Raw genomic sequence first — 13,028 nt, 5'->3', positions numbered from 1 at the left:
GATCTTGTCCCTTTCCCTGGAAAGCGTGTTCAGTGCGTCGAAATGGATGTGTGGCTCATTCTCTCCAGTGCCAGTCCCTGGTCATCAAACAGGTGGCAATCGCCGGCATTGAAGGAGAGCCGTACTTTTTCGTGCAGTCGGTGGCTGTCCGCGCCGTCCGTCTCGACGATAACGAGTTGTCCGCGTGCGATCTGCACATAAACATAGGTGTGACCGCCGAGCCGTTCGACGACCATGATTTCGCCCTCGAGCAGTCCCTCGGCCCCGATGCTGAGATGCTCGGGGCGGATGCCGAGCGTCAGATTTTCGGCAGGTCTCGTTCGGCTTTTTGCCGGGACCGTCAACATCTTGCCGCCCGGCAGGGTCACGTCAACGCCTGACGCGCCGGCATTCTGCGGCACAACCGGAATAAAGTTCATGGCGGGCGAGCCGATGAACCCCGCAACGAACTGGTTCGCGGGGTTATTATAGAGCTCCATGGGAGCGCCGACCTGTTCGATGCGTCCATCGCGGAGCACGACGATCTTGTCGGCAAGCGTCATCGCCTCGACCTGATCGTGGGTGACGTAGATCATCGTCGCTCCGAGCTGGTCATGGAGACGCGCCAGTTCGATGCGCATCTGCACGCGCAGGGCGGCGTCGAGGTTCGAAAGAGGCTCGTCGAACAGGAATATGCGCGGCGAACGCACCATCGCACGGCCGATCGCCACGCGCTGGCGCTGGCCGCCGGAAAGCTGCTTCGGCTTGCGATCGAGGAGATGCGCGAGTTGCAAGAGCCCCGCGACCTCGTTGATCTTGGCGTCCCGTTCGGATTGGGGGATGCCGGCGAGCTTCAGCGCGAAGCCCATATTCTCCTCGACCGTCATATGCGGATAAAGGGCATAGGTCTGAAAAACCATCGCAAGACCGCGCTGGTCCGGCGGAACGTCGTTGGCGTGATCGCCATCGATGATGAGATCGCCCTCGCTGATGTCTTCGAGGCCGGCGATCATGCGCAGCAGCGTCGACTTCCCGCAGCCAGACGGCCCGACGAACACGACGAATTCGCGATCCTTGATATCGAGGTCGACGCCCTTGATCACGCTGACCGCGCCAAAGGTCTTCTTCACTTCCTTGAGACTGAGAGTAGCCATGTCGTTTCCTATTTAACCGCGCCGAATGTCAGGCCGCGCACGAGCTGGCGCTGGGTCATCCAGCCGAAGACGAGGATGGGAGTGACGGCGAGCGTCGAGGCCGCCGAGAGTTTCGCCCAGAACAATCCCTCGGGTGATGAGAACGAGGCGATGAAGGCCGTGAGAGGCCCGGCTTTCGAGGCGGTGAGGTTCAAGCTCCAGAACGCTTCGTTCCAGCACAGGATCGTGGAGAGCAGTGCCGTCGAGGCGATCCCAGGAAGGGTCAGCGGCAGAAGAAGGTACCAGATCTGTTCGAAGGTGCTGGCGCCGTCCATGCGGCTCGCCTCGAGGATTTCGTGGGGGACGTCCTTGAAGAAGGAATAGAGCATCCACACGACGATCGGCAGGTTCGACAGCGTGAAGACGATGACGATGCCGCTGCGCGTGTCCAGCAGATTGCTGTCACGGAACAGGAGGTAGATCGGCACCAGCACCCCGACCGCAGGGAGCATCTTCGTGGACAGCATCCACATCAGCAGGTCCTTCGTCCGCTTCCCCGGAAAGAAGGCTGCGGCATAGGCGGCCGGAATGCCGATCGCCAGGCACAACAGGGTCGAGCCGATGCTCTCGATGACACTGTTCAGCGCATAATGAAGATAGTCGGCGCGGGCGTTGACATCGGCGAAGTTTTCAAGCGTCGGCGAGAACAGAAGTTTCGGCGGCGTGGCCACGGCGTCGATTTCCGTTTTGAACGACGTCATGAGCATCCAGAGGATCGGAAAGAACATCAGGAATGCTGCGGTCCATGCGCCGATTCCGCACCAGAGCTTCTGGGATCCGATGAGCTTGTTTCGTTTTGCCATCATCGTTCTCCTCAAGTGTCCAGATTGCGGGCGACGGTGCGGATCAGGAAGGCTGCGACGATATTCGCAAGAATGATCGCAAAGACGCCGCCGACCGATGCCGCCCCGACGTCCCATTGCAGAAGTGCCTTGTTGTAGATGAAGTAGGTGAGCGTGGTGGTGGCCGTGCCCGGCCCGCCCGTGGTCGTCACCTGGATTTCGGCGAAGACCGCAAGGAGGAAGATGGTTTCGATCATCACCACGACGGAGATCGGCCGGAGAAGATGCGGCAGGATGATGTGGATGAAGGTCGACAGCCCCTTCGAACCATCCAGCCGCGCCGCCTCCATCTGCTCCCTGTCGAGCGACTGCATCGCCGTCATCAGGATCAGCGTCGCGAAGGGAATCCATTGCCAGGCGACGATGATGATGATCGAGGTCATCGGGATCTGCACGAACCAGTCGATCGGCGTCAGGCCGACGAGCTTGGCAAGATAGGCGAACAAGCCGTTGACGGGATGCATCAGCAGGTTCTTCCAGATCAGCGCGGTGACGGTCGGCATGACGAAGAAAGGTGCGATGATGAGAAGGCGGGCGATGCCGCGCCCTGCGAATTCCACGTCGAAAAGCAGCGCGAACAGCACACCGAAGCCGACCGACAGCGCCAGGACGGAAACCAGGATGACGAGTGTGCGGAAAATGGCCGCCAGAAGGCCGTCATCGACGACGAGGTAGGTATAGTTGTCGAGGCCGGCGAAACCGGCGCTCAGCGGGTCCAGCAGATTGTAATATTGCAGCGAGAACCAGAGCGTCAGCGCAAGGGGAATGATCATCCATGCGAGCAGAAGGCTGACAGCCGGAGCAAGAAGCGGACCCGTGCGGACCGATCGGCTGGAACGCTTCTGCGTCCGCCGGATGATTGCACCCGAAATCGTCGTCATCGAAAACCTCTTCGCAGGGCGCGCGACGGCCGCCAAGGGCGGTGATCGGCGGAGCGATTGGGAAGAAACCAGATCCGGAGTTCCGGCAGCCGACACTGCCGGAACCCTCCGGGAGGAACCCGCGGCCTCAGCCGCGGGCGAGGCCGCTACTCACTTGGGGTAGCCGGCCTTTTTGATGTCGCGCTCGACCTGCTTCTGGGCGTTGTCGAGGGCAGCGTCGACGGTCTGCTGGCCGGCCAGGGCCGCGGAGATCTGCTGGCCGACAATCGTGCCGATCCCCTGGAATTCCGGGATCGCGACGAACTGGACGCCGGTATAGGGGACCGGGTCCTTGGTCGGCTTGGACGGATCGGCCGACAGGATGGCCTTCAGCACGGTGTCGGCAAAGGGAGCGGCCTTCTGATACTCGGCGAGCTCATAGGTCGACTTGCGGGTGCCGGGCGGAACTGCGACCCAGCCTTCCTTCTCGCCGACCATCTTCACATAGGCTTTCGACGTCGCCCACTTGATGAAGGATTTCGCCGCTTCGGCCTTGGTCGAGGTGGCGGGGATGGCGAGGTTCCACGACCATGACCAGCTCGATCCGTTCGGCGTGACATTGACCGGGGCGCGGGTAAATGCCGTCTTGTCGGCAACCTGGCTCTGCTTCGGATCGTAGACGCGGCCTGCCGCCGACGTCGCGTCGATCCACATCGCGCAATGGCCGGTCGAGAACAGCGCCTGGTTTTCGTTGAAGCCGTTGGAGGTGACGCCGGGAGGACCGTATTTGGTCAGCAGGTCGACATAGTCGGTTACTGCCTTCTTCCACGGCTCGGAATTGATCTGCGGCTTCCAGTCCATGTCGAACCAGCGTCCGCCATAGGTGTTGATCATGGTTCCGAGAAACGCCATGTTCTCGCCCCAGCCGGGCTTGCCGCGCAGGCAGAGGCCGTATTGCTCCTTGGACTTGTCGGTGAGCTTCTCGGCAAATTCCCTGATCTGGTCGTAGGTCGGCTGCTCCGGCATCTTCAGGTCGGCGGCGTCGAACAGGTCCTTCCGGTAAAGGGTGAAGGAGCTCTCGGTGTAGAACGGCACGGCGTAAAGCTTGCCGTCGACGGTCAGGCCGGTCTTGATGGGGGCGAGCAGATCGCCGTAGTCATAATCGTCGCCGAGATCGTCGAGCGACTCGAGCCAGCCCTGCTTGCCCCAGATCGGCGCTTCGTAGCCGCCGATCGTCAGGATGTCGTACTGACCGCTCTTGGTCGCGATATCGGTCGTCACCTTCTGACGCAGGACGTTCTCCTCGAGCACGACCCAGTTGAGTTTGTTGCCGGTCTCCTTTTCCCATTCCGGCGACAGTTTCTGCATGATGATCATATCGCCATTGTTGACGGTGGCGATCGTCAGCTCCTCGGCATGCGCCATGCCGGCGGCCAGCGCGAGGCCGGCTGCGGATGCAGACAGAATGAAAGTGAATTTGTTCATGGTCTCCGCTCCTCCTTTACGGGTGTTCACGCATAAACTTACATGCGTAAACTTTCTATCTGCTTGTCTGTTGATATTGTCAAGCAGGTTTTAAGCGGCCGATATCTCCTTATGAGGTGAATAAAAGCCGGAAATATCGCAATGTGGCTGGTAAGACGGGATTTTGCAGCGCAATGCGGTCTGGGTTTTCGCTATCGCATCGCAATAAAAACTTATCGCGTGTAAAATTATTCTTGACTGACTTCGGCAGTCGGGTTACGGCCGAAACGGGACGCGTTTTAGAGACGCGCGGAGCGCGGACGCCGAAGCTTCCCGCATGAAGGAGATTGCAGATGCCGTTACCTCACAGGGCACTCGCGCCGGAAGCGCTCGGCCCGACGATTACCGTCGGGGAAATCCTGGTGGAGATCATGGCGACCACGGTCGGCGCCGGCTTCCTGGAGCCGCAATCCCTGACCGGGCCTTATCCCAGCGGTGCGCCGGCTATCTTCATCGATCAGGTTGCCCGCATGGGCGGTGCGGCAGGCATCGTCGCCTGCGTCGGCAGTGACGATTTCGGCCGGCTGAATGTCGAACGCCTGCGCCGCGACGGCGCCGATGTGTCCGCTATCGCCACCAGCCAGGACTGGCCGACAGGCAGCGCGTTCGTTCGTTACCGGCCGGACGGCGCTCGCGATTTCGTTTTCAACATCGCCAGATCCGCCGCCGGTCAGATTGCTCTGACGCCGGCCGCTGAGGCCCTGGTTCAGCGCGCCGGCCATGTGCATGTCATGGGAACGGCTCTTTCCATTCCCGGCGCCCGCGAGGTGATCCTCTACGCCATCGAGACGGTGCGCGCTCGCGGCGGCTCGGTGTCTCTAGACCCCAACCTCCGTAAGGAACTGCTGACGGATGACGGCGCCCTGGAAAGCTTCGACAGGGTGCTGGCCGCAGCCGACCTGTTGCTGCCATCAGGCGACGAGCTTTTCACCGCCGCTGGAGTGAGCGACGAGGCCGGGGCTGTCGCAAGGCTGCTGGAGAGCGGTATCGGTGAAATCGTCCTGAAACGGGGCGAACAGGGCGCGTCCTTCTTCGGCCGCGATCTCCCGCGCGTCGATTGCGTCGCCTTCGCGGTTGACGAGATCGATCCGACCGGCGCGGGGGACTGCTTCGGCGCGGCCTACCTCACCTGCCGCCGCAAGGGCATGACCCCGGAGGCTGCCCTCCTCCACGCCAATGCGGCCGGCGCCCGCAACGTGACCCGGCTCGGCCCGATGGAAGGCGTTTCCACCCTTGCCGAACTGGCGGCCTTCATCACTGAGACCCCGAGGAGATAGACGATGGACCGGATATTGACCCGTCTTGCAACTGCGCGGCGCGAAGGAACCCCCTTCGGCATTACCTCCGTCTGTTCCGCTCATCCCCTCGTCCTCAGGGCCGCCATCCGGCGGGTGGTGCGCGACGGCGGCCCGGTCTTGATCGAGGCGACCTGCAATCAGGTCAACCATCTCGGCGGCTATACCGGCATGACACCGGAAGACTTTATCCGCTTTGCCGAGCGCATTGCCGCCGAGGAAGGGCTCGACCGGTCGCAGATGATCTTCGGGGGCGATCACCTCGGTCCCAATCCATGGCGCAAGGAAAAGCCGGAGGCCGCATTCGAGAAGGCTGAGGCCATGGTCGAAGCTTATGTCCGAGCCGGGTTCGGCAAGATCCATCTCGATGCATCGATGGGCTGCGCCGGCGAACCGGCCGCGCTCGACGACCGGACGATCGCCGAGCGCGCCGCAAGACTTGCTCAGGTGAGCGAAAGGGCCGCTAAGGCGAGCGGTGCGCCGCTGCCGCTCTATATCCTCGGCACCGAGGTTCCGGTGCCGGGCGGCGCCGACCATGCGCTTGAAGAACTCCGGCCCACCGCGCCGGAGGCCGCCCGCGCGACGATCGCCATTCATCGCGAGATCTTTTCGCAGGCGGGATTGGAAGACGCCTTTTCCCGCGTGATCGCCTTCGTCGTCCAGCCGGGCGTCGAATTCGGCAGTGAGAACGTCATCGGCTACAGGCCGGAGCTTGCCACCGAATTGACCGGGCTTCTCGATCAAGAACCGCAATTCGTCTTCGAAGCGCATTCCACGGATTATCAGACGAGAAATGCCCTGACGCGGCTGGTGAAGGATGGATTCCCGATCCTGAAAGTCGGTCCCGGCCTGACCTTTGCGCTGCGCGAGGCGGCCTATGCGCTCGACATGATCGCCACCGAGATGGTTCCCGATTATGGGGACAGACTGCTTGCGGCCGCGATGGAGGCACTGATGCTGGCAGCACCGGGCGACTGGCAGGCTCATTATCACGGCGACGAGACGGCTTTGCGCCTGCAGCGGCACTATAGCTACAGCGACCGTATCCGCTATTACTGGAACAGGCCCGAGGCCGATCGGGCGTTCGAGAATCTGCTCGGCGCGCTGCGCGGAAAGACGATCCCCGAAACGCTGCTGCATCAGTTCCTGCCGCAACTTTCGGCCGCTGAAGCCGGCAATCCCGAGAATATCCTGATTGCCGCGGTCGACAGCGTGCTTGCCGACTATCAGAGCGCCTGCGGCACCGCGCCCTGAACTTTTGCCTGCGTCCGATTGGTCGATCGGGGGGGCGCCCTCCCCGTCTGCCGCTTGAGCCCTACCGCGTCGTGTAACCGCCGTCGATGACAAGCACTTCGCCGGTGACGTAACTTGCCGCCGCCGAGCAAAGGAACAAGGCAGCACCCGCCACCTCCTCCGGCTGTCCGACGCGTCCCATCGGGGTCATGCTGCGCCAGGTCGGGAACCAGTCGGGGTTGTCGATGCCGCCGCGCGACAGATCGGTCTCGATATAGCCCGGCGCAATGGCGTTGACGCGGATGTTCTCGGCGGCGACTTCGCTCGCCAGGCTCTTCGTCATCATATGGACCGCCGCCTTGGAGGTGTTGTAGGCGACCTGGTTCTGCGGAATGTTGGAGACGATGCCCGACATCGAGCCGATATTGAGAATGACGCCGCCGCCCTGCCGGCGCATCGGCGCGAGCGTGGCCCGGCAGGCGCGGAAGACGGCATCGACATTGACGGTCATGATCTCGCGCCAGATGGCATCCGAGAATTCGCCGCTGTCGCCATGAATGGCGATGCCGGCATTGTTGACGAGGATGTCGAGCCGCCCTGCCCGCGAGAGGGTTTCGCTGACGAGCTCGTCGGCGGCGCGTTCCTTCATCAGGTCGGCGGCGATGAAATCGCAATCGATGCCGGCCTTGGAGAGCCGCTCTTCCGCCGCTGCATTCCGCGTTCGCCCCGTAATGATGACCTTGGCGCCCGCCTCGCCGAGCGCCTCGGCGATGGCAAGCCCGATGCCGCGCGTGCCGCCGGTCACCAGTGCCACCTGCCCGTTCAGCCGAAATCTGTCGAAGATCATGTCCGTTTCCTTTCTGCGATTATCAGCCGCGCATCCTCGTCAGATGTCGGTGCTCTGCGGCAGGATGACGAGATCGCGGATGGTGATGTTGCGCGGACGGGTCAGCATGAAGAGAACGGCTTCGGCCACTTCCGTCGGTTCCATCAGGCCGCCGGCGGCGAGCGCCTCGTCCAGCTTCTCCTGCGGCCAGTCGCTGAGAAGGGCCGTTACGACGGGGCCGGGCGCAATGGCACCGACGCGCAGGCCATGCTTGGCCACCTGTCGTCGCAGCGTATGGACGAATGCCTGGACCGCATGCTTGGAGGCGGTGTAGATCGGCTCCCAGACGACGGGCACCATTCCGGCGACGGAACTCGTCAGGATGACGTCTCCGGTTTTGCGCTCGACCATATGCGGCAGGACGGCATGCACCGAGCGGAAGGCAGCGTTGACGTTCAGGTTGAGCATCCGGTCCCAGGCGTCGGGATCGCCGCCCAGGACCTCGCCGCCGATATAGGAGCCGGCATTGGCGTGGAAGATATCCAGCTGGCCTGTCTTCTCCAAAATCGCAGGCATCATCCGAGCCATGCTTTTCGGATCCATGAGATCGATGACCAGCGGAATGGCGTCTGCGCCAAGCGTCGAGCAGATTTCCCTCAAGCCTTGCTCGTTGCGGTCGATGAGCACGACCCGAGCGCCTGATGCAAGCATGGCTTTGGCGCATTCCAGCCCGATACCTGACGCCGCCCCGGTGACGGCCGCGACTTTTCCAGACAGATCCTGTCCCATTTTCTTCCTCTGCTTTCCTGGTTGATTTAGGCTCGTCCGTGCGAAATGCGCGATCGGCGTGCCAGGGAGTCGACGATGACGGCGACGGCAAGAACGGCGCCCGTGATCATGTAGCGAAGCGATGACGACAGATCGAGAAGCGTCAGACCGCTGGCGATCGACTGAATGACGATGATGCCAAGCAGGGCCGAATAGGCGCTGCCGCGCCCGCCGAACAGGCTTGTGCCGCCGATGACGGCCGCGGCGATGGCATTGAGATTGACATCGCCCGTGCCCGCCTGCTGACTGGCCGTCGCCAGCCGCGCGGCCGAGAGCACGCCGCCGGTTGCCGCTAGCAAAGCGCACATGACGAAGGCGCTCGCATAGATGCGCGACACGTTGATGCCCGAGCGGCGGGCCGCCTCCCTGTTGCCGCCGACGGCATGCATGGAGCGTCCCCATTTCGTGCGCGTCAGCGCATAGTTCATCGCCGCGACAAGCCCGACGAAGAGGCCGAACATCCAGGGAATACCGCGCGACTGGTTGAGATAGAAGGCCACCGCTTCCAGAGCGACGGTGATGACGACAGCGCGAAAGAGCAGCCCGCCGGTCGATTTCGAGGAGAGGCCGGCAGCCCGCCGCCGCGCTGACGTGCGGTAGCTGGAGAAAAAGAAGGCGGCGCCGGCAAGTGCCACGAGCGCATAGGCGACTGGATCGGGCATGACCATGATCTGCCCGAAATTCACCAGCCAGGAACCGTAGGTCAGGTTGATCGATCCGGTCGATCCGAGGATATACAGCTGCAGGCCGAGAACGGCGAGCAGTCCCGACAGGGTGGAGACGAAGCTCGGCATGCCGAAGCGGTTGAACAGGAAGGCATAGAGCGAGCCGATCAAGGCGCCGACAGCCATGGCGGCGAGGATGGCCAGCACCACCGGCCAGCCCTGGTTGATCCAGAAGACGCCGGTGAGCGCCGAGGCGAAGCCGCTGACGGAGCCGACGGACAGATCGATCTCACCGACCATCAGGATGCAGACGATGCCGAGCGAGATGACGCCGACCGTCGAGCAATCGAACAGCATGTTAACGAGGTTGGCGCTGGAGAGAAATACGGGATTGAGCGCCTGGAACACCGTCCAGATGATCACAAGGCCGACGATGACAGGCAGCGAGCCGAGGTCGCCGGAACGGATGCGGTCCCAGAAGGCGCGGACCCACCCGGCGAGGCTATCGTCGTGGCGCACGCGTTCGTCGCGCCGGTCGAGGAGAACAGGTGCCGCCGGTTCGTTCTGCATGGTCTTCATCATGGTCTTCCCTCCTCGTTCTCTCGGCTTTGCGCCTTGCGGCGCATTGCGCGGCGGGAGACGGAATTGTTGGATGCGCCGGTGATCGCGCTGACGAGCTCTTCGTTGGATGCGTCGGGCATGAAGGTGCCGTTGTTGCGGCCGAGCCGGAGCACGACGATGCGGTCGGCGACCGCCCGCACATCCTCCATATTGTGGCTGATCATGATAACGCCGAGGCCGCGTTCGCGCACGCGTTCGATCAGATCCAGCACCTCGGCGGTCTGGGCGACGCCGAGTGCGGCGGTGGGTTCGTCGAGCATGATCAGTTTCGGCTCGAGCAACAGCGACCGGGCGATCGCCACGGTCTGGCGCTGGCCCCCGGAAAGCGAGGCGACGGGCTCTCGCACGCTCGGGATGCGAGCGGAAAGTTCACTCAGCAGCTTCCAGGCGCGGATCTCCATCGCGACCTCGTCGAGCTGGAAAGGATTGAGCTCCTTGCCGAGAAAGATATTGGCGACGACGTCGAGATTTTCGCAAAGGGCCAAATCCTGAAAGACGGTCGCAATGCCGAGGTCGAGAGCGGCACTCGGGCTCGACAGATTTGCCTGTTTTCCCTCGAACAGGATCGTGCCCGAACTCGGCTGGTGCACGCCGGCCAGGATCTTGACCAGGGTCGATTTGCCGGCGCCGTTGTCGCCGACCAGCGCCACGACTTCGCCGGCATGGACGTCGAGTTCGATATCGGTGAGCGCCGACACCGCCCCGAAATTCTTCGATATCCCACGCAGGCTGAGAACGGGCTGGCGGGAAGGGTCAAGAGGATGAGAGGTTTCAGACATCGCCTGGCCTTTCGGAAAAAGCGAAAACCGGAAGCGCGACCGGTGGGCGGCCGCGCTTCCCCTGCGAATTACTGGATGATGCCGAGCTTCTTGCAGCCTTCGGCATAGCGGCCGGTGCAGAGCTCCTCGGCGGTATTGATCTTCTTGTCGATGATCTCGGCCTTGAGGTTTTCGGCGGTGACGACGGCCGGGACAAAGAGCTGTGCCGGCGTGTCGTAGAGCGTCATCTCGGCCTTGACCGTTTCTCCTGCGAGCAGCTTCACGGCAACATTCGCAGCGGCGGCGGCGACGATTTCGCTCGGCTTGGAGATCGTGTTGTATTGATCGCCCGATATGATCAGCTGGAGTGCTGCGATCGTCGCGTCATTGCCGGTCACTGGCGGCACGGGATCGACACCGGCTGCCTTGAAGGCGGCGATGGCGCCGCCGCCGGTGCCGTCATTGGCGGCGACGACGCCGACGATCTCTTTGCCGAAGCGGGTGATCTGGCCGCCCGCCCATTGCTGGGCATTCGCCGGCTGCCAGTTCGGCGTGTCGAATTCGGCAAGCGTCTTATATCCGCCGCTGGCGAGACCCTCGTGAATGCCGTCCTTGATCAACCCGGCAGCCGCATCGGTCGGCGAACCGTTGATCTGCAGGATGCCGCCGCCGTCGGTCGGCACGTTCTTGGCCTTCAGATGCTGAACGAGCGATTCCGCGATCGCCTTGCCGATCGCCTTATTATCGAAGGAGACATAGAAATCGGCCTTGCCGGTCGGGATCGGGCGGTCATAGGCGATGACCTTGACGCCCTGGCTCTGGGCGAGCTGGACGAGAGAGGCGGCCGCGGCCGAATCCACCGGATCGAGCACGATGACCTTGGCCCCCTGGGTGATGGCCGAATTGAACTGCTGCTGCTGTTTGGCGATATCGGCATCGGCATTCTGGTAGAGGACCTTGCAGGACGCGCAGAGCTTCTTCATTTCCGCGACGAAGCCGGGGTGATCGTGCTCTTCATATCGGGTCGAGCCCTGGTCGGGCATGAGGAACGCCACCGTCGCATCGGCGACGGCGCTTTGCGCGAAGGCGGATGTGCCGCCCAGCAGGGACAGGACAAATGCCGCGGCGCCTGCCGCTTTCATCGAGAATTTCATCATTTCCATCTCCTCCCGTTGGAAAAAATTGTGTAGCTTCGTCGTTGCAGTGTTCTGCTGTGGCCGTTCGGCTGAACGAACAGCCGCGCTTGTCCCGGCGGTTTGCAGTTTGTCTCAGGACAAGCGTCTCCTGTCGCGAACCGCCCATTGCGCGCTCGCGTTCAAATCAGTGTCGGTTTTGGTTCCTCCTCCTCGTCCTCCCTATTCGCCGTCTTCGGCTGGCTCAGGCGGCCTTCGCCACGTTGATATTGTCACCCAACAATCGCCGGAAGCGGGACGGCGTCATGCCTTTTTCCGCGAGAAACTGACGGTTGAAGTTGGACAGATTGTTGAAGCCGACTTCGAAGCAGATATCGGTGATCGATGCATGGTCGTCGCTCATCAGGATCTGGCAGGCGAGGTTGATGCGCAGCCGTTTCACATATTGCACCAGCGACATGCCGGTATGGCGGCGGAAGGCGCGTGAGAAGGCGCCTGTGGACTGTCCGGCGATCGCAGCGAGATCGGCTTCGTCGAAGGATTTGGTCAGGTTTTCCCTGATATAGGCGAGCGCCTTGTTGATGCCGGCCGACATGTAACCGGACGGGTCGGGCAGATAGCTGGGGCTCGCCAGAAGCTGGGCGTCCTGCGCCCGGCTGAGCAGGCCGATCATCATCATGAAGAGTTCGATGCGCCGCACGCCCTGCGCCTGCTGCACCTCGTTCATTAGGGGCGCAACCTGCCGGCTGGTCTCGGCGCCGAACAGCACGCCGCGGCGGGAGGCTTCGAGAACCGGCTCGAAAGGGCCGAGCTCGGCCAGCACCTTCATCGTGTCGCTGATGAAATTCTCGCTGAACTGAATGAGCTGGCAGCGAAGCGGAATGCTCGATCCCTTCGGAACGTCGCTGATCCAGTTATGTGGAAGATTGGGGCCTGCCAGCACCAGATTGCCTGGTTCGAATTCGCCGATGAAATCGCCGACGAAATAACGGCCGGTTGTCGCCACGACGAGATGGAGTTCGTATTCCGGGTGAAAGTGCCAGCGAACCGTATGATAGGGATAACCATGCGCTTTCGTTGCGAAAGATTCGCCCGGCCTGATCTGAACGACTTCCAAGTCAGGTTCCATCGTTTCCTCCTCCGAGGCGGTCTTAAGTCCGCCCGCCAAAATTCCCGTTTTGGCTTTTATTGTTGATGGGAGTGTAGTGGGCTCATTTCATGCCCGCCACCACGATTCCCGGTCAAAACCGATACTTTTTTGACAATTGACG

Annotated in this window: 12 protein-coding genes; 2 read left to right on the top strand and 10 right to left on the bottom strand. The window is 62.2% G+C overall.

Annotated elements, in window-relative coordinates; translation table 11 throughout:
• Window positions 1–29: 29 nt before the first annotated feature.
• The 4 genes from ugpC to ATY78_RS07690 form a co-directional block, all read right to left on the bottom strand.
• Window positions 30–1,133, bottom strand: coding sequence for a sn-glycerol-3-phosphate ABC transporter ATP-binding protein UgpC (ugpC, locus tag ATY78_RS07705; protein WP_088681756.1), 1,104 nt, complete (start codon window positions 1,131–1,133; stop codon window positions 30–32).
• Between the two features lie 8 nt (window positions 1,134–1,141).
• Entirely contained in the window at window positions 1,142–1,978 is an 837-nt protein-coding gene (locus ATY78_RS07700) for a carbohydrate ABC transporter permease (RefSeq protein ID WP_348626685.1), read from the bottom strand.
• Between the two features lie 8 nt (window positions 1,979–1,986).
• Window positions 1,987–2,895, bottom strand: a complete 909-nt coding sequence (locus ATY78_RS07695) for a sugar ABC transporter permease (RefSeq protein WP_088681754.1) — start codon at window positions 2,893–2,895, stop codon at window positions 1,987–1,989.
• 150 nt (window positions 2,896–3,045) lie between these two features.
• On the bottom strand, window positions 3,046–4,359 hold the full coding sequence (locus ATY78_RS07690) for a sugar ABC transporter substrate-binding protein (protein ID WP_190237418.1): 1,314 nt from the start codon (window positions 4,357–4,359) through the stop codon (window positions 3,046–3,048).
• A gap of 332 nt (window positions 4,360–4,691) precedes the next feature.
• Here ATY78_RS07690 and ATY78_RS07685 point away from each other — a divergent pair, with 332 nt between their 5' ends.
• Window positions 4,692–5,675 carry a sugar kinase gene (locus ATY78_RS07685; RefSeq protein WP_088681753.1) on the top strand — a complete coding sequence of 328 codons (984 nt, stop codon included), beginning with the start codon at window positions 4,692–4,694 and terminating at the stop codon, window positions 5,673–5,675.
• 3 nt (window positions 5,676–5,678) lie between these two features.
• On the top strand, window positions 5,679–6,947 hold the full coding sequence (locus ATY78_RS07680; protein ID WP_088681752.1) for a D-tagatose-bisphosphate aldolase, class II, non-catalytic subunit: 1,269 nt from the start codon (window positions 5,679–5,681) through the stop codon (window positions 6,945–6,947).
• Window positions 6,948–7,008: 61 nt separating this feature from the next.
• On the opposite strand, the gene ATY78_RS07675 is transcribed toward ATY78_RS07680, so the two are convergent.
• The 6 genes from ATY78_RS07675 to ATY78_RS07650 form a co-directional block, all read right to left on the bottom strand.
• A complete protein-coding gene (locus tag ATY78_RS07675) occupies window positions 7,009–7,773 on the bottom strand; it encodes an SDR family NAD(P)-dependent oxidoreductase (protein WP_088681751.1) in 765 nt (254 codons plus the stop codon).
• 39 nt (window positions 7,774–7,812) lie between these two features.
• On the bottom strand, window positions 7,813–8,541 hold the full coding sequence (locus tag ATY78_RS07670; RefSeq protein WP_088681750.1) for an SDR family oxidoreductase: 729 nt from the start codon (window positions 8,539–8,541) through the stop codon (window positions 7,813–7,815).
• A 26-nt stretch (window positions 8,542–8,567) separates the two neighbouring features.
• Complete coding sequence (locus ATY78_RS07665; RefSeq protein WP_088681749.1) at window positions 8,568–9,827, bottom strand: ABC transporter permease; 1,260 nt, start codon at window positions 9,825–9,827, stop codon at window positions 8,568–8,570.
• Window positions 9,824–10,645, bottom strand: coding sequence for an ATP-binding cassette domain-containing protein (locus ATY78_RS07660; RefSeq protein WP_088681748.1), 822 nt, complete (start codon window positions 10,643–10,645; stop codon window positions 9,824–9,826). Before ATY78_RS07660 ends, ATY78_RS07665 begins: the two co-directional genes overlap by 4 nt.
• Before the next feature lie 68 nt (window positions 10,646–10,713).
• Window positions 10,714–11,787 carry a sugar ABC transporter substrate-binding protein gene (locus tag ATY78_RS07655; RefSeq protein WP_190237417.1) on the bottom strand — a complete coding sequence of 358 codons (1,074 nt, stop codon included), beginning with the start codon at window positions 11,785–11,787 and terminating at the stop codon, window positions 10,714–10,716.
• Window positions 11,788–12,001: 214 nt separating this feature from the next.
• Window positions 12,002–12,886: an AraC family transcriptional regulator gene (locus tag ATY78_RS07650; RefSeq protein WP_088681747.1), complete on the bottom strand. Its 885-nt coding sequence runs from the start codon at window positions 12,884–12,886 to the stop codon at window positions 12,002–12,004.
• Between the last annotated feature and the right edge of the window lie 142 nt (window positions 12,887–13,028).

It is taken from the genome of Rhizobium sp. R635 (genome assembly GCF_002211285.1).
In the GTDB taxonomy this organism is placed as follows: domain Bacteria; phylum Pseudomonadota; class Alphaproteobacteria; order Rhizobiales; family Rhizobiaceae; genus Rhizobium.
The sequence above is the reverse complement of the archived record's forward strand: the minus strand, read 5'-3'. Positions and strand labels throughout refer to the sequence as shown.